Below are 16,231 nucleotides of genomic sequence, written 5' to 3'. Positions count from 1 at the left end.
GGATACCGTCTTATTCGCCAGGTGCACGCAACGGCACCTGGTTCATTCCCCTCCCTGGATGAACCCCGGAGTCAGGTTCCTCCCCAGACCTGGCTTCGCACCCCAGACCTCGAAGGCCCTCCCCTGGCCTTCGGGGTCTTTCTTTGTGCGCGTCCGTCGCAACCCGCATGGGCCCTGCGCATCGGGCGGCCCGCCGCCGGCGAGCCTGTCGGGGCACAGAAAAACCGCGAAGGCGGATGGACGGAGCCTGCGCACGCTTTGCTTCTACAATTTTCTCGTCACTCTCCGTTGTTCCCTGCTCGTCTGGCACAGTAGCCGCACCAGAATCGACGAGGGCGGGCCATGGGTGCGCAACGGGTATTGATCACCGGCGGCGGCAGCGGCCTCGGCCGCGCGATTGCGTTGCGCTACGCACACGCCGGCTGGCGCGTCGGTTTGGCTGACATTTCACTCGACCGCGCCGATGCCGTCGCCGCCGAGGTACGCGCGCTCGGCGCGCAGGCGGATGCGTTCCATGTGGACGTGGCCAGCGACGCCTCCGTGCTCGCGCTGCGCGATGAAGTGAACGCACGCTGGGGCGGCGTCGACCATCTGTACAACAACGCCGGGGTAGCGTCGGGCGGCAACCTCCTGCAAACCTCCATCGACGACTGGCGCTGGATGCTCGACATCAATCTGCTCAGCGTCGTGCGCGGCTGTCTGGCCTTTCTGCCCGGCATGGTCGAGCAAGGCGGAGGCCGCATCGTCAATACCGCCTCGTTCGCCGCATTGGCCGGCGCCGGCGGCCTGTGCTCGTACTCGGTGGCCAAAGCGAGCGTGGTCACCCTGTCCGAAACGCTGCGCGCGGAACTGGCGCTAGCCGACAGCGCGGTCGGCGTATCCGTGCTCTGTCCGTCGTTTTTCCGTACCAACCTGCTGGAGAACTTCCGCGGCCCGGAACGCACGCGCGACATGGCGCAGAAACTCATGGAAAAGGCCGTCGTAAACGCGGACGACATCGCAGCCGCCGTCGTCGACGCGGTCATGGCCGGACGATTCCTGATCATTCCGACCGCGCCGGAACGCAGGCGCTGGCGCATCAAGCGTTTTTTCCCGGAGTTCTATTTCGGCAAGCTCGTGGCGGCGTTGCGCGCGGCGGGGCGGCGCGCATGAGTCGCTTCCTGATCTACGGCGCGAACGGCTATACCGGCCGCCTGATCGCCACTGAGGCGCTACGCCAGGATCTCGAACCGGTCCTGGCCGGACGCAATGCGGCAGCGCTCGACGCGCTGGGCAAGGAACTCGGGCTGAGCTGGCGCGCGTTCGATCTGAGCGACGCTGGCGTGCTCGAGCGCGAATTCGACGGCCTCCCGCTGGTGCTCAACTGCGCCGGACCGTTCAGCGAAACGGCACGGCCCGTGCTCGATGCCTGCCTCGCCACGCGCTCGCATTACCTGGATATCACCGGCGAGATCGACGTCTTCGCGCTGTGCCACCGCGCGCACGAGCTGGCCGTCGCTCGCGGCATCGTCGTCGCGCCCGGGACCGGCTTCGATGTGGTTCCGACCGACTGCGTCGCGGCGATGCTCAAGCAGCGGCTTCCTGGGGCAAACCAGCTGGTGCTCGCGTTCGAGGCCGGCGGCGGGCCGAGTCCCGGTACGGCCAAGACCAGCGTCGAAGGACTCGCCAAAGGCGGTCGCGCGCGCATCGACGGCGAGCTTGTCGAAGTACCGCTGGGCTGGAAGTCGCGCACCTTCCTGCGTGACGGTGAGGCGCGCAGCGCGATGACCATCCCCTGGGGCGATGTATACACCGCGTATATTTCCACCGGCATTCCGAACATCGAAACCTACATGACGGTATCGCCAGCGACGATACGGCGCGTGCGTCGGCTGCGCTTCTTCAAGCCGCTGCTGGGCCTCGCGCCAGTACAGTCGTGGCTCAAGCGGCGCGCCGGTGCCACTGCCGGCCCCAGCGCCGAGCGGCGTGAGCGCAGCGACTGCCGTGTCTGGGGCGAAGTGCGCGACGCACAGGGCGGCGAAGCGCGCCTCGAACTGTCCACACCCAACGGCTATGCGCTGACCGCGACAGCCTCGGTTGGCATGGTGCGCAAACTCCTTTCCGGTGCGACCTCCGGCGGCTTCCATACGCCGTCCCAACTCATGGGCGCGGACTACGTGCTGCGCCTGCCGGGCGTGCGACTGATCGAATCGTAGGGACATGCTGACCAGGATCTGGCACTAGCGCTCCTGTACTCGGCGCCGGATCTCCACAACCCCGGAATCAAAAGCAGCCGGCGACTTGTTCAAGGGTTCCCTGGCAGTCCTGCGCCGCCGCCGGTTCACACTCACCGGTCCTCGCCGCAGATGCGGCCGCGGCGTTGAAAAGCCGCGGGCGCACCCCCAATCCGGTCGTTCGTCAGGTTCCGCTCGTTCTGCGGACCGGACGTACTCGCGAGAATGACACTCGCGATTGCTAGACTCCCGCGCCTTTTGCCCTGCATGAATCCTATGAGCACTCCCAAACAGAGCCTCGGGCCGCTGCCCGCCCTGATCTTCTCGTCTCGCTGGCTGCAGTTGCCACTGTACCTGGGCCTCATCGTCGCTCAGGGCGTCTATGTCGTGCAGTTCCTGCGCGAACTGTGGCACCTGCTGCACACGGTTGTTCTGCACGGCGGGCTTTCCGAAGCCGCGGCCGCCGCTGGCCAGACCGCCGAAACCGCGATCATGCTGACGGTGCTGGGCCTCATCGACGTGGTCATGATTTCCAACCTGCTCGTCATGGTCATCGTCGGCGGTTACGAAACCTTCGTCTCGCGCCTGGGCCTGCAAGGCCATCCGGACCAGCCGGAGTGGCTGTCGCATGTGAACGCCGCCGTGCTCAAGGTCAAGCTCGCGACGGCCATCATCGGCATCTCCTCGATCCACCTGCTCGCCACCTTCATCAAGGCGCATGAACTCGATACCAAGACCATGCTCTGGCAGACCATCCTGCACCTGACCTTCGTCGTATCCGCCGTCGCGATCGCGCTGATCGACAAGATCATGTCACCGCCGAAGGCGCTGGTCGCCAGCTGACTGCCGCGCCGGCATCGCGCTGCCGCGATGTCGGCACGCAAAGAAGATTCGCGCGATCAGCGCCGCCGCATGATCGCGTCGCGCACGGCGGCAGCCGGTGCGTCGTCGAGCAAGCGCAGCGCACCGTCATCAGCGCGCTGCAATCCCAGTTCGCGGTACAGCGCGTCCAGCGACGGAAATCCACGCCGCTGCGCGTACTCGCGATAGCGCTGCCGCAGCACGTCGCTGCCGATCAGCTCGTCGAGCTTGGCGACGAATTCGGCCGCGCCCCACTCGCGCTTGCGCGCCAGACAACACGCACGGAAGCGCCGCATCGCCTCGTCGATGCTGAGCCTGCCGCCGCTCGCGCGTCGCAGATCGACGTCGACCTGCAGCCAGTACGCCGCGCCCGACCAATACACGGCGTAATACGCGCGCTTCGCATGCATCGCATCGCTCAACTGCGCGAGGGTCAGGCTGTCGTTGGCAGCACCGCGGCCGCGCCCGAAACCCGCGTCCAGTTCGGTCCACGCCTGCGTCGGCGTGAGCAGGCCGCCGCGCGCGCGCAGCACGTTCTGCCAGTAGCTCGCGAGACCTTCGCCCAGCCAGGCACCCTCGTCACCGAGATAGGGGTGCGCCCAGTGCGAGAACTCGTGTACGGCCGTCCAGTCGGCGTCGAGCGCGGCCAGTGAGGCCTGCGGATCGACGTGCATATGCACCGCATTGCCCTGTCCGCGCAGCGACTGGCCAAAGCCCACAGCCTTGCCGCGTCCCGGGCCGAGCAGCAGGACGACCTGGGTCTGCGGCAGCGGCAGCTCTCCGTGGGCCGTACCAACGGCGACGAGTGCACGCCGCACCCACTGCTGCAGCCTCGCGCGCTGCGCGGCGGTCGCGTCGCCCAGCACGCTCAGACGCGCGCTGCCGCCTGGCAGGTCGATACGGCTTTCCTCGAAGCGGCCGATGGCAACGAGCGCCGACCAGCTGAACGGCGTCGCTGGAATGACGTAGCGGCCCGGTTCGCCGTCGAGCCGGCGCCACGGTGGTGCGAACGAGTAGCCCGCAGGCAGGATCACACGGACCTCGGCCTCGGCCTCGCCGTCGGTCTGCATCAGCCATTGCTGCGGTGCGACCAGCAGATCCGCGCCGACACGACTGCCGACATCGTAATCGCGGCGCTGTGCGACAGCCCCGAGACGCGCCGTGTAGTGCAGGCACTCGCCAGCGCGCCAGTCCGCCGCGCGCCAGCGCGAATCGCCGGTACGCTCGATGCGGCCGTGTTCGCGCCGAAGTGCGTCGATATACGCCGCAGCGCCTAGGTGCAGGCGGAAATCGCGCCGTGCCGCGGCCTCGTCGACGCACAGGCGTACCTGCAGGCGCTCGCCCTCGGGTTCATAGCCGAGCTCGTAACGCGGCGCGGCGTGGAGCACTGGTGCGAGCACGCACAGGCCGGCCAATCGCAACAGCGCCACAACCCCGCGGCGCCGCCCAGGTAAAATCGCCGGATGGACGTTTCTCATCTGCTCGATCATCTCAATCCTGCGCAACGCGAAGCGGTCTCGGCGCCCAGCGGCCACTATCTGGTGCTGGCCGGCGCCGGTTCCGGCAAGACCCGCGTACTCATCCACCGTATCGCCTGGCTACTCGAAGTCGAGCGTGCGTCGCCGTACTCCATATTGGCGGTGACGTTCACTAACAAGGCCGCCGGCGAAATGCGCGGGCGCTGCGAAAGCCTGATCGAACACGGCACGCGCGGCCTGTCGATCGGCACCTTCCACGGCATCGCGCATCGCCTGCTGCGGCGCCACTGGCGCGAGGCGCGCCTGCCGGAAACCTTCCAGATCCTCGACGCCGACGACCAGCAACGCCTGATCAAGCGCGTGATCCAGGGACTGGACCTCGACGAATCGCGCTGGCCCGCGCGCCAGGCGGCCTGGTTCATCAACAGCTGCAAGGACGAGGGCAAGCGGCCCGACACGATCGAGCACGGCGACAACCCGACCACGCGCACGCTGCTCGACATCTATTCCACGTACGAAGCGCAATGCCGCCGCTCCGGCCTCGTCGATTTCGCCGAGCTGCTGCTGCGCGCGCACGAGCTGTGGCTCGAGGACGCGGCGCTGCTGGCGCACTACCAGGAGCGCTGGCGCCACCTGCTCGTCGACGAGTTCCAGGACACCAACAGCCTGCAGTACGCCTGGGTGCGCGTGCTCGCCGGGCAGACCGGCAAGGTGTTCGTCGTCGGCGACGACGACCAGGCCATCTACGGCTGGCGCGGCGCGCGCGTGGAGAACGTGCAGCAGTTCCTGCGCGACTATCCGAGCGCCAGGACCATCCGCCTCGAACAGAACTACCGTTCGACCGCGAACATCCTCAAGGCCGCCAACGCCGTCATCGCGAACAACCCGGGCCGCCTCGGCAAGCAGCTGTGGACCTCGGGCGAGGCTGGCGGCGCCATCGAACTCTACGCCGCCTACAACGAGCAGGACGAAGCGCGCTACGTCATCGAGCGCATCCGCGAATACACCAACGCCGACGGTGCAGCGAACGATATCGCCATTCTCTACCGCTCCAACGCGCAGTCGCGCGTGTTCGAGGAACAACTCAATCAGCACCGCATCCTGTATCGCGTCTACGGCGGGCAACGCTTCTTCGATCGCGCCGAAATCAAGGACGCGCTGGCCTATCTGCGCCTGGTCGCGAACCGCCACGACGACGCGGCGTTCGAGCGCACCGTCAACACGCCGCCGCGCGGCATTGGCGAGCGCTCGCTGGACCTCGTGCGCCAGTACGCGCGGCGCGACGCGAGTTCGCTGTGGGAATCCACGCTCAGCATCATCGGTGGCAACGAGCTCGCGGCGCGCAGCCGCAACGCCCTGCGCGCGTTTGTGGAACTCATCGAACAGCTTGCTCGGGAAGCGCTGGGCGCGGTGGAGACCGCCGATACGCAGAACACCGGCCTGTTCGACGGCGGCGGCGATGCGCTCGACGAAATAGAAGTCGGGCTGACCCTGTCCGAGCAGATGGACACCGTGATAGCGCGCAGCGGCCTGCGCGACTACTACGAAAAGGATTCGCGCGGCAGCGCCGAGGCGCGGGTGGAAAACCTCGACGAGCTCGTCAGCGTCGCCGGGCGCTTCCAGCTCACGCCCGAGGACGAGGAAGCCGGCCTGTCCGAACTCGCGGCCTTCCTCGCCAGCGCCGCGCTGGAAGCCGGCGAAGGGCAGGGCCAGCCAGGGCAGGACTGTGTGCAGCTCATGACCTTGCATACGGCCAAGGGCCTGGAGTTTCCGCTCGTGTTCCTGGTCGGCCTCGAAGACGGGCTGTTCCCGAGCCAGAAATCACTCGACGAGCCGGGCCGGCTCGAGGAGGAACGCCGCCTGGCCTATGTCGGCATCACGCGCGCCCGCGAACGCCTGACCCTGAGCTACGCCGAGCAGCGCCGCCTGCACGGCATGGAAACCTACGCGCGCCCTTCGCGTTTCCTCAACGAGATCCCGCGCGAGCTGATGCACGAGGTGCGCCCGCGCGTGCAGGTGAGCCGCCCGGCCTACAACAGCCGCTACCACCATCAGGCCACCGACGAAGCACCGGCGCTGAAGCTCGGCCAACGCGTCGTGCACGCCAGCTTCGGCGGCGGCATCGTGATCGACTACGAAGGTGTCGGCGAACACACGCGCGTCCAGGTGAACTTCGAAGAAGCCGGCGCAAAATGGCTGGTGCTGGCCTACGCCAACCTACAGCCCGCCTGAGCCCCCGCGCTGCCCGTGCAACCGCATCGGGCTGCGGCGCTGCTCGCTCCGCGATAGACAACGCGCACATCGACAGGCACGGCCACTCAGGTCTGCGCCAGATCGGGAAAGCGCAAGGCTCCGGGCCGCAGTGTGTCGAGACCGCGCACGAACAGCGGTGATCCCGTGTACTCGCCGGCATCGGCCGTTTGCAACCACCCGTGCCGCGGCTGGAATCCGAATTCGATCCGCTTCGCCGGCTGTCGCGCGAGCCGCGGCAGCACCGCAGACAGGTCGAAACGCTGCGGCGCCAGCAATTCGTGCAGATGCAACGTGCCGTTTTCCTCACTGACGACCGCCAGCGCATCGACGTCATCCAGCCAGTGCGCGCGCAGCGCGCGGTAGCTCAGATGCCAGAGCAGCGTCGAGTAGTAATCTCCGGCACCGAACTGCGCATCGTGGACCGCAGCGCGACGACACAGCTCAGCGAGGCGCGCGCGGTCTCGCGCGTTGGCCACGTCGCAACACGGCGGCAGCGTAGTTCCGCCGGCAAGGGCAATTTCCGCGACATAACGCTGCTGCGGCAACGGTCGGAAACCGAACCGCGGATAGAAATCGCGCACGTCCTCGTTGGCGAACAACAGCACCGGCGCGGCCAGCGCATCGATGCTTTCCAGCACCTGCTGCAGCAGTTCGCGCGAGTGGCCGCAGCCTCGCCGGGCCGGGTGGGTGGCGACCGCGCCGAACTGGTAGCCGGTGCAGGCGCGACCAGCGACCGACAGCCGCATGCGCGTCACGCCGACGCTGGCAACGGTGTCGTCGCCGTCGAGCAGCAGGCAGGCCTCGTAGTCGTCGTTTCAGCCGCCGCGTCGGTCCCAGAGACGGAAATCGACGCTGCGGAACGTCAGCGGGACGAAAGCGTGGAAACGTTCCCGCTCAGCGACGTCGGCACGGCGGATCCGCAGCAATCGGGTTGACATCGGACAGCACCGGCAGGCGCGGCCGCGCGCGTCGGCCGCCCCCCAATGATATTTGTTGAAATATTTCCTGCGTGATCTTGCTAGTGCGTACGCCGCCGCGAGCTGCGCCGCTTGCCTTCCCCCGCGGTTGGCTTGTCGGCGACTTTTGGCTTGGCCTTCGCAGTCCTGGCTGCGGGCTCCGCAGCTGCTGCCGCTGCCGCGCGCGCGGTGGCGGCTTGCGGCGAGGGCGGCTTTTCCGGCGGCACGTAGTCGCCGATGACCGACTTGACTGGACAGACCGAAAACACCGGGCACTTGCGGCACCCGACGGCCAGGGCAACAGGACACACGACCATGGTTTTCCCCTACTGGGTTGTCGAGAGAGGGCTATCGCCCTTTCTCGAATCGAACGGCGCAAGCGGAGCTTGCCCTCGTTCTCCGAGAGTCGATCGCCTACGCGCTCGACGTCACCCTTCCCCGGGACCCGATCGCTTGCGCGAGCGACTCCCGGACGATCCCTCCTGGATCGAGCTGGCAGGTTGTCTGTCGACCGCCTGCCACGTGGCACCGGGACGCGCCCGGATCGCTGCGTGAATGAGCGTGCCGACGATAGCGCGGATACACAAACGAAAAAACCGCCCTTGCGGACGGTTCTTCCGAATCGCGGTGGAACGCGAGCTATTTCAGCCGCGACCGCCGCGCGAGCGGAACTCACCGAGCGCCTGGGCGATATCGTCGGCCATGGGTTCGATGATCTCGCGCGCCTTTTCCGATGCATTGAGCGAGGTGAAGCTCACCTGTTCGGTCCAGCCGGCACCGAGCGAGCGGCGGCCCTTGAGCGCGAACGCACGCATCGAGACCTGCGCCGTATACAGCGTCGAGGCCTGGCCGTAGTAGGTCAGCACCTGCGAGCCGACCGGGCGCACGAACACAACGATGGCCGCGTTGGCCTTGCCGGCGAGACGTCCGATGTCGCCGTCGCTGTCGTCACGGGTGCGGCCGCCGTCGATGACGTTGAAGCCGGACCGCTGCAGCGCACGCGTGATTTCCTGACGCGCCGGGCCGGCGATGACCGCGTCGCCACCGACGAGCACGGCGACGGTCGGCACGCGTGGCTCTGCGGGCGCCGACGGCGAGTCCTGCGGCGGGTTGGCGCGGGCGATACGCGGGCCCGACGGCTCGTCGTCGCGGGCCACACGCGGACCCGGCGCATTTTCGCTGGCACGCGCGGCGGCGAGGTCGCGCAGCGCGTCGACACGCGAGGCGCGCGGCTCGGGCCCATCACCGGCCGTACCGCTGGTCGGTTCGACAGTCGCGACGCTCTGCGAACCGACCGGGGCGGCATCGGCGGGCAGATTGCCGACGGGATTGGCGGTCAACGTGGCCGCGGTCGCGGACGGATCACCGGCCGGAGTCGCCGGCACGGGATTCGCGGCCGGCGTCGTCTCGGGCGCGCTGGTCGCGCTGGCCGAGAGCGTCGCCACCGTGGCCGGCGTGGGCGACACTGCCGTCGATGCTGCCGGCGTGGCTGCCGGCGTATCAACCGCCGGAGCGGTCACTGTCGCAACCGGCGTGGGCGAGGTTTTCAGGAACGGAATCTTGTCGCGGAACGCAAACACGCTGCCGCCGACAGCGAGCAGCACCGCAGCCGCAATCGCCCACGGCAGCGGCGAGGCACGACGGGCGGTCGCCTGCTGCGGCACGCGACTCTGCCGCGTCGCGCGCGGCGCGGCGCCGTGCAGCGGCGGCGGCGTGGGCATTGCCGAAGCGCTCGTGCCGGCGTTGAGATTGCCCGGGCGCGGCGTCGGCGCGGTCTGCGGCAGCGGACGCTGCGCCGAAATCGGCGTCTTCATGCCGATCACCGTGGATGCGGCCGTCGACAGCAACGGCTTGACGCCGATGGTAGGCGCGCCGCTCAGCAGCGGGTGCCGACCGAGATCCTCGGCCAGTTCGTGGCAGTTGTTGTAACGCTCGTTCGGATCCTTCGCGATCATGCGCGTGAGGATGCGCGACAGTTCCGCATCGACGTCCGCGTTGAGCTGGCGCACATCGGGGATTTCGGCGCGCACGACCTCGAGCATGAGGCCCAGGGGCGATTCATCGGTGAACGGCATGCGGCCGGTCAGCATCTCGAACAGCACGATACCGAGCGAAAAGATGTCCGAACGCGAATCCACCGGCTTGCCGAGGCAGACTTCCGGCGACAGATAGCCCGGCGTACCGACGAATTCGCCGGTCGAGGTCAGTTTCTTGGAGAAGTCCTGGGTGACCAGGGCGATACCGAAGTCGGCGATCTTGATCGCGCCGCGGCTGTTAACCATGAGGTTGCCGGGCTTGATATCGCGGTGGACCACGCCCTTGTCGTGCGCGGTGGCCAGGCCCATCGCGGTCTGGAAGATGACGCGCGCGGCCTGATCCGGTCGCAGCTTGCCTTCGCGCTTGAGCAGCGAGCCGAGCGACTCGCCCTCGACGAACTCCATGACGAAGAAGGTCTGGCCTTCGTGCTCGCCGATGAAATAGATCTGGATGATGTGAGGATCGTTGAGTGAGGCCATGCTGCGCGCTTCGCGCAGGAACCGCTCCTTGACGCTTTCGTCGTGGGCTAGCGATTCGGCGAGCACCTTGATGGCGACATAGCGGTTGAGCGAGGACTCGTAACCCTTGTAGACCACGCCCATTCCGCCGCGACCGAGTTCGGCAACGATGTCGTAGTGGCCCAGCTGCGTTTTCATGACGGCTCCGGTTAGGCGATGACGCCTGTTGACACTGTTGACAAGCTTAGCACCGTATGTTCTCGATGCCGTGGCGGGCTTGGCGCGTCCGGGTGCGAACGGCTCACTGAGCAACTGTGACCTGTTCGGCACTCTGACCCGCGATGGCCGCCCCGTACCAGCCAATACGCAAAACGGCGCCGGGCGCTGGCAGCGAACACGGCGCCGGCGGCACGCCGGCCGGAGATCTGAACGCGGTGCGGGCAGGGCCGGGGCTTCGCCGCGACAGGCCGCGCCTGTTTCCCAGCCATACCAGTGCCCGGTGACGGCGCTGTCCGGTCCCGTACAGCGGCTGCCACGCGCCTTTCATCTTGGCGTCGCACAATCGACAAGGTAAGTCTCCCGGGTCCGCGTTCCGGCCACCCCATTTTCCGAACCCTAACGTCGCTCGTGGTATCAGCTCGCGGATGATCGCCAAGCCCCACCCAGCCCTCGTCCTCATCGTCCTCGCCTTCGCCCTGGCGCTGCTGCGCGCCGTGCCACTGCTGTCGCATACGCCGCTGCTCGCGATTGCCAACAGTTTCGATCAGGCGCGCTATACCGGCTGTTTCGAGCTGTTTCCGGATCGCCCGGCACCGATACGCCCCGACGAGAACAGCCCGAACGCGCCGTTTGAGTTCTACCGTTTCCAGGTCAATCCGGTGCGCTTGTGCTACGGCTCCAGCGAGCTTGTGCAGCAGGCCGCGGTCGTCGCCGCATACAAGGCCGAGCAATCCCTGGGTATCGAACGCCACTCGGTGCGCTGGCTCGGCGCGCTGCGGCTACTGGTGCTGAGCGTGCTCGTCGCGGCCTTCTGCCGCGCCTGGTGGAAGCGCGGACTCTGGCCAGCGGCGCTGGCCAATGCCGTCGTGTTCGCGGCCGTGCTCAGCGATCCTGCCAACACCATGTACTTCAATACCTTCTATGCGGAGGCCACAGCCCTCGTAGCGGCCTATGCGCTGTTCAACCTCGTGCTGCTGTATGCCGAGGACACCCGCAGCCGCGCTGGGATGCTGCTGCTCGCGCTGGCCGCGCTGCTGCTGGCGACGAGCAAGATCCAGCATCTGGTGCTGCCGCTGTGCCTGGCGGTCGGCGTGCTCGCGTTTGGCCGCTGGCATACGGGACGCTGGCCCTGGCAAGGCTGGGCGATGCTCGCGGGCGCCGTGCTCGGCAGCGCATTCCAGTTCGCCCAGCTGGCCCGCGACGATGCGATGATGACGTCCATCCGCTCGGCCAACCGGTCCAACATCGTCTTTACCGGCTTGCTGCCGGCCGCCAGCGATGCGCTCGCCATGACGCGCCGGCTCGGCCTGCCCGACGCCTGCGTCGCACACAGCGGCAAGTCCGCCTGGCAATTGCCGGGATTGCCCGAGGACGTCTGTCCGGGCATGGAAAAGCTGGGACGCCTGCAATTCCTGCGCGAGTTCCTGCGCGAGCCCATGGCCCTGCTGCGCTTCTTCCGCAATGGCGTGGCCGTGCTGAACCCATGGCTGCCGCGCAACCTGGGCCATGTCGAAGGACAGATTCTCGGCAAGCTGCCGGCGGGATTCGTGAGCTGGAACGGCGTGCTGGACCGCAATGCCGCCCTGCGCACATCGGTGTTCATCCTGCCGTTGCTGGCCGCGGTATTCGCGCTATGGCGGCGGAATCGTTTCGTGTTGCTGAGTCTGCTGTTCGCGATCCTGATGCCAGCCACGTTCGGCGTGACCATCTTCGGCGATGGTCTGGCAGACGTGGCCAAGCAGGGCCATCTGATCTTCAACGCGGCGTTGAGCTGGCTATGCGTCGGCTGCGTGCTGGGAGTAGCCGCGCTGCTGCGCCGGCACCGCGTTCAGCAGCGCTCACGCGTCGGCGGTGTGAACGCCGTCCAGTTCGACCAGCAGCTCGACGCGGCAGATGTCGCCCAGCAGGATCAGCCGCTTCGCCGTGTCGGGTAGGCGCTGACGCAGGATCGCCGCGACGGTGGCGAGGTCCTCGCGGCGCCGTACGTAGGCCTTGAGCACGCTGCCGGCGCCGAAACCCGACAGATTGCCCGCGCTCGCGAGCAGGCTGTCGAGATTGGCGAAGGTTTCGTCGATCTGCGCGGCGAGATCGCCGTCGTGACGCGACTGGTGCCCGACGACCGCGGCCGTGCCGGAGATATGCAGTTGCGGCGTCGCGCACGGACCGCGCATGGCGCGAGCGAAGGTCGGCGAGGTCGGGCCATATGCGCGCGGATAGCGCCAGGCGCTGACCTGACGGGGATTTTCGACCGCAACGCCAGCTTCTCGCGCGGCCAGCCAATACACCTGCAGCACGGGCTCCCCGTCGCTGCGCCCGATCGCGCTCGCGGCGGAAAACCCGCGCCCGAGCACGCTGCGCATGCCGGCCGAACGCCCGGTGCAGAAGTACCGGTAGCGCTCGTCGTCGCCTTCGCCTTCGTTGATTGCCGCGAGGTAATTCCAGATCCGCAGCAGATGCGGCCAGCGCCGCGACTGCGTGAAGCGTGCAAGCTCGGTATAGGCCGCCTCAGTGGCTGCGGCGAGATCGGCATGGTCGGCTTCCGCCAGTTCTATCGCGCCGAAACAGTAATCGTCCGAGGCCGCCCAGCGCACCCGTCCGTCACGACCGTGATCCACGGGACCCGGCACACGCCACACCTCGAATACCGACGTTTCGTCCATCGGATCCAGCCCGACGCGCAGATAGCGAGGATCGGACCGCGCCGGTGCCGCGGCACCGAAGCCGAGTACCGCGAGCACGCCGTCGTCGTTCAGCAGTACGTCCAGGTCGGTCTCGACGTAAGCAACATCCAGCACGGGCAAACCGCGATCGCTGCTCATGCGGGAGTCATCATCCCGCGGGGGCGCGCCGGTCGGCGCGACGTCGATGGCAAAGGCATGTAAACAGAGTCCCTGAGCCCGCCGGGGTGGCCAGGCAAACCCGTATGATACACTCGCGCGCCGCAGCGGCCGCCGGTCCGGCGCCGCGCCGCCACCTCTGGAAACCCCGATGTCGCAACTTTCTCCCGCCGAGCGCGAGCTCGCCGAGCTCCTGGTCGACAGCCTGAATCTGGAAGGCGTCAGCGCCGACACATTCGAACCCGAAGCACCGCTATTCGGCGGAGACCTCGGCCTGGACTCGATCGATGCGCTCGAAATCGCGCTCGCCGTGTCCAAGCGCTACGGCTTCCAGCTGCGCTCGGACAACGACGAGAACAAGCGCATCTTCAGCTCCCTGCGCGCACTTTCGGCGCATATCGAGCACAACCGCGTCAATTGACCGCAGGTCCGGGAGTCGTTCCCGCACCGCCAGCCCGGACGCATGCTGCGGACTCGGGCGCATCGGCCGCTGTCACGCGCGGACGCCGGCTCAGACCTTGTCCACCGGCGTATTGCCACCCGTGAACTGCGTCGCCGACTGACGCCGGCGCTCGCGCAGGTCGCTCCACCAGCGTCGCAGATTCGCCAGCCCGGTCGCCGCGTAGATGGCCTTGAACAGATGCAGGCGGCGCATCACCGGGCCGCTGTCGAACACGTCGCCAGCAAGCATCGAGATCACGCCCTGCTCGACTTTCAGCACGTTGCGTGGCGAGGCGAACAGGCTGCGCATGACCGGCGAATTGAAGCGATAAATGAACCAGGAGAACACGCGCACGCCGCGGCGGATGCGTTTTTCGAACTCCCGCTGCAACGCGGCTTCGCGTTGCGGATTCCTGAGAATGTCGTCAACCAGCGCCGCCGCGTGCTTGCCGCTGTGCATCGCGAGATAGACGCCCGAGGAAAACACCGGATCGACGAAGGCGAACGCATCGCCGACCATGACGAAGCCTGGGCCGGTCATCGCGCTGGAGGTGTAGGAATAGTTGCCAGTCACGCGCACCTCGCCGACGATCTCCGCGTCGGCCATCCGCTCGACCGCGCCGGGCATGAGCTTCAACGTCTCGAGCAGGAATTCGCCGGTACGGCCACGGCGCTGCTTGAGGTATTCGGGAAAACACACGCAGCCGATGCTCATGAGCCCGTCGCTGAGCGGGATGAACCAGCACCAGCCGTAGTCGAAGCGATAGATGCTGATGTTGCCCGCCTCGTCGCCGGGGCGGCGCGTCACGCCCTTGAAGTGGGCGAAGATCGCCGCACTCTGGTGCTTCTGGTTTTTCACCTTGAGCTTGAGCGCACTGCCGAGCAGCGTGTCGCGGCCGCTCGCATCGACCAGATAGCGTGCCCTGATCGTGAGCTTCTCGCCGCTTGCTGCGGTCGCGTGCGCGAGCGTGCTGCGGTCGGCCTGGATTTCCACTTTGTCCACTTTGACACCTTCGCGCGCGTCGACGCCGCTGCGTTGGGCATTGCGGAACAGGATCTGGTCATAGTCCTCGCGCTTTACCTGGAACGCATACGGCGGGGTTTTGCCGAGCGCGCGCGCGAAACGGTAGGTGTAGTAGTTGTCACCCTTCTCGGGAAAGTCGGCGCCGAGCTTGCGTACGCCGATACCACGCACTTCCTCGAGCACCCCGAGTTCCTCGAGGATCGGCATGTTCGCCGGCAGCAGCGATTCGCCGATATGAAAACGCGGGTGATGATCCTTTTCCAGCTGCAGCACGCTGAGGCCGCGGCGTTTCAATAGCGTCGCGGTCGTCGACCCGGCCGGGCCGCCGCCAACCACGAGCACGTCGCAGCTGACGATGTCGGCCAACGCCCGACTGTCTGTCGTGTTCTCCATGTCCCGCCACCCGCCCCTACTGAGTTGTCCGGAAAGAGGCTTTGCCTCCTTTCCCGGTCGAAGCACACTGTCGCCCGACACCCTGCCAGCCGACACAGCGCCGTATCATAGCCGGCTTGCGCGCCGCTCCGGCCCGCCCTTCCGTATCGTCACGCATGAGTTCCGCTACCCCGTCGCTGCGTCTGCCACACCTTGCGCTGGCCCTGCTGATCGCCTATCCGCTGCTGCTGCTGCCGGCGCTGTGGATGCAGTTGAGCTGGCTGTCGGCACTGGCCGCGCTGGACCTGATCACACTGCTGCTGCTCGGTGGCCTGCGGCGCGGCTACCGGCCGGCCTGGACGGCCTGGTTCCTGGCGATGACCGGCACGGCGTGGCTGCTGCAGCGCAATCAGGTCGAGATCATGCTGATGCTCGTCCCGGTGCTGCTCAACGCCGGCATGGCCTGGTTCTTCGGCGGCACCCTGCTGCCGGGACGGCGCCCGCTGGTCGCACGCGCGATCCTTGCGTTCGAGGGCGAACAGCGCCTGGCCCAGCCCGGCGTGGCGCGTTATGCGCGCGGGCTTACCTGGGCCTGGACCGTGCTGCTGACGCTGCAAGCCTTGCTGATGCTGGTCTGTGCCACCGGCGCGCAGCCGAACGGCGTCTTCGCCCGCCTCGGACTGCCGGCACCGTTGCCGCTGCCCGAACCGTGGGCCAATGGATATCTTCACCTGGGCGGCTTTCTCGTGATCGGCCTGTTCTCGGTCGCCGAATTCGCCTGGCGCAACTGGCACCTGCGCCACCTGCCGCACGATAGCCCACGGCAGTACTTCACGAAGATCGTGCAGAACTGGCGCCACGTACTGCACGACGGCGCCGGCGACGACTGAACGTGCGCCGCGCTGCATGGCTTGCCGCGATCTGGCAAACCCGCGATCCTTGCGCGCATTCCGCTGGCAGGCTGTCGGGAAACATCCTGCTGGAGCGACCCAGGATGAATCTTCCGAGAGCCGACCGCGGAAGCAATCGACCCGCGGCGAACGTGGGCAAACTTGGCTTGCTCCGTTCGATTGAGCAGAGGG

12 protein-coding genes are annotated in these 16,231 nt (G+C 67.3%); 7 read left to right on the top strand and 5 right to left on the bottom strand.

What is annotated here, in order from left to right; all coding sequences use genetic code 11:
• The first annotated feature begins 342 nt into the window (after window positions 1-342).
• The 3 genes from RUU78_RS04250 (at window position 343) to RUU78_RS04240 (ending at window position 3,056) form a co-directional block, all read left to right on the top strand.
• A complete protein-coding gene (locus RUU78_RS04250) occupies window positions 343-1,152 on the top strand; it encodes an SDR family oxidoreductase (protein ID WP_313913997.1) in 810 nt (269 codons plus the stop codon).
• Window positions 1,149-2,195 (top strand): saccharopine dehydrogenase NADP-binding domain-containing protein, encoded by a 1,047-nt coding sequence (locus RUU78_RS04245; RefSeq protein WP_313913995.1) that lies wholly within the window; start codon window positions 1,149-1,151, stop codon window positions 2,193-2,195. The genes RUU78_RS04250 and RUU78_RS04245 overlap by 4 nt, the downstream gene beginning before the upstream one ends.
• 294 nt (window positions 2,196-2,489) lie before the next feature.
• Window positions 2,490-3,056 carry a TIGR00645 family protein gene (locus RUU78_RS04240; RefSeq protein ID WP_313913992.1) on the top strand — a complete coding sequence of 189 codons (567 nt, stop codon included), beginning with the start codon at window positions 2,490-2,492 and terminating at the stop codon, window positions 3,054-3,056.
• A 56-nt stretch (window positions 3,057-3,112) separates the two neighbouring features.
• On the opposite strand, the gene RUU78_RS04235 is transcribed toward RUU78_RS04240, so the two are convergent.
• Window positions 3,113-4,474, bottom strand: a complete 1,362-nt coding sequence (locus RUU78_RS04235; protein WP_313913990.1) for a hypothetical protein — start codon at window positions 4,472-4,474, stop codon at window positions 3,113-3,115.
• A 63-nt stretch (window positions 4,475-4,537) separates the two neighbouring features.
• On the opposite strand from RUU78_RS04235, the gene RUU78_RS04230 reads away from it, so the two are divergent.
• Complete coding sequence (locus RUU78_RS04230) at window positions 4,538-6,784, top strand: UvrD-helicase domain-containing protein (protein ID WP_313913988.1); 2,247 nt, start codon at window positions 4,538-4,540, stop codon at window positions 6,782-6,784.
• Window positions 6,785-6,870: 86 nt separating this feature from the next.
• Here RUU78_RS04230 and RUU78_RS04225 read toward each other — a convergent pair whose 3' ends face one another.
• Both RUU78_RS04225 and RUU78_RS04220 read right to left on the bottom strand, forming a co-directional pair.
• Window positions 6,871-7,596, bottom strand: coding sequence for a GNAT family N-acetyltransferase (locus RUU78_RS04225; protein WP_313914045.1), 726 nt, complete (start codon window positions 7,594-7,596; stop codon window positions 6,871-6,873).
• 809 nt (window positions 7,597-8,405) lie between these two features.
• Window positions 8,406-10,454, bottom strand: a complete 2,049-nt coding sequence (locus RUU78_RS04220) for a protein kinase (protein ID WP_313913985.1) — start codon at window positions 10,452-10,454, stop codon at window positions 8,406-8,408.
• A gap of 446 nt (window positions 10,455-10,900) precedes the next feature.
• Between RUU78_RS04220 and RUU78_RS04215 the strand changes: the two genes are divergently transcribed.
• Entirely contained in the window at window positions 10,901-12,409 is a 1,509-nt protein-coding gene (locus RUU78_RS04215; protein WP_313913983.1) for a hypothetical protein, read from the top strand.
• Here the strand turns inward: RUU78_RS04215 and RUU78_RS04210 are convergent.
• The gene (locus tag RUU78_RS04210) at window positions 12,314-13,294 is read right to left on the bottom strand and encodes a pteridine-dependent deoxygenase (RefSeq protein ID WP_313913981.1); all 981 of its coding nucleotides are present in this window, start codon (window positions 13,292-13,294) and stop codon (window positions 12,314-12,316) included. The two genes, RUU78_RS04215 and RUU78_RS04210, sit on opposite strands and share 96 nt — an antisense overlap.
• Before the next feature lie 169 nt (window positions 13,295-13,463).
• On the opposite strand from RUU78_RS04210, the gene RUU78_RS04205 reads away from it, so the two are divergent.
• Window positions 13,464-13,733 (top strand): phosphopantetheine-binding protein, encoded by a 270-nt coding sequence (locus RUU78_RS04205; RefSeq protein WP_313913979.1) that lies wholly within the window; start codon window positions 13,464-13,466, stop codon window positions 13,731-13,733.
• A 90-nt stretch (window positions 13,734-13,823) separates the two neighbouring features.
• Here RUU78_RS04205 and RUU78_RS04200 read toward each other — a convergent pair whose 3' ends face one another.
• The gene (locus RUU78_RS04200; RefSeq protein WP_313913977.1) at window positions 13,824-15,170 is read right to left on the bottom strand and encodes an NAD(P)/FAD-dependent oxidoreductase; all 1,347 of its coding nucleotides are present in this window, start codon (window positions 15,168-15,170) and stop codon (window positions 13,824-13,826) included.
• A gap of 155 nt (window positions 15,171-15,325) precedes the next feature.
• Between RUU78_RS04200 and RUU78_RS04195 the strand changes: the two genes are divergently transcribed.
• Complete coding sequence (locus RUU78_RS04195) at window positions 15,326-16,039, top strand: xanthomonadin biosynthesis protein (RefSeq protein WP_313913974.1); 714 nt, start codon at window positions 15,326-15,328, stop codon at window positions 16,037-16,039.
• Window positions 16,040-16,231 lie beyond the last annotated feature (192 nt).

It is taken from the genome of Tahibacter sp., assembly GCF_032229445.1.
Lineage (GTDB): Bacteria > Pseudomonadota > Gammaproteobacteria > Xanthomonadales > Rhodanobacteraceae > Tahibacter.
The sequence above is the reverse complement of the archived record's forward strand: the minus strand, read 5'-3'. Positions and strand labels throughout refer to the sequence as shown.

Coding starts and splice junctions, on each gene's coding strand:
- RUU78_RS04195 (WP_313913974.1), top strand. CDS start 15,326: ATGAGTTCCGCTACCCCGTCGCTGCGTCTGCCACACCTTGCGCTGGCC.
- RUU78_RS04250 (WP_313913997.1), top strand. CDS start 343: ATGGGTGCGCAACGGGTATTGATCACCGGCGGCGGCAGCGGCCTCGGC.
- RUU78_RS04245 (WP_313913995.1), top strand. CDS start 1,149: ATGAGTCGCTTCCTGATCTACGGCGCGAACGGCTATACCGGCCGCCTG.
- RUU78_RS04210 (WP_313913981.1), bottom strand. CDS start 13,294: ATGAGCAGCGATCGCGGTTTGCCCGTGCTGGATGTTGCTTACGTCGAG.
- RUU78_RS04230 (WP_313913988.1), top strand. CDS start 4,538: ATGGACGTTTCTCATCTGCTCGATCATCTCAATCCTGCGCAACGCGAA.
- RUU78_RS04220 (WP_313913985.1), bottom strand. CDS start 10,454: ATGAAAACGCAGCTGGGCCACTACGACATCGTTGCCGAACTCGGTCGC.
- RUU78_RS04200 (WP_313913977.1), bottom strand. CDS start 15,170: ATGGAGAACACGACAGACAGTCGGGCGTTGGCCGACATCGTCAGCTGC.
- RUU78_RS04240 (WP_313913992.1), top strand. CDS start 2,490: ATGAGCACTCCCAAACAGAGCCTCGGGCCGCTGCCCGCCCTGATCTTC.
- RUU78_RS04205 (WP_313913979.1), top strand. CDS start 13,464: ATGTCGCAACTTTCTCCCGCCGAGCGCGAGCTCGCCGAGCTCCTGGTC.
- RUU78_RS04215 (WP_313913983.1), top strand. CDS start 10,901: ATGATCGCCAAGCCCCACCCAGCCCTCGTCCTCATCGTCCTCGCCTTC.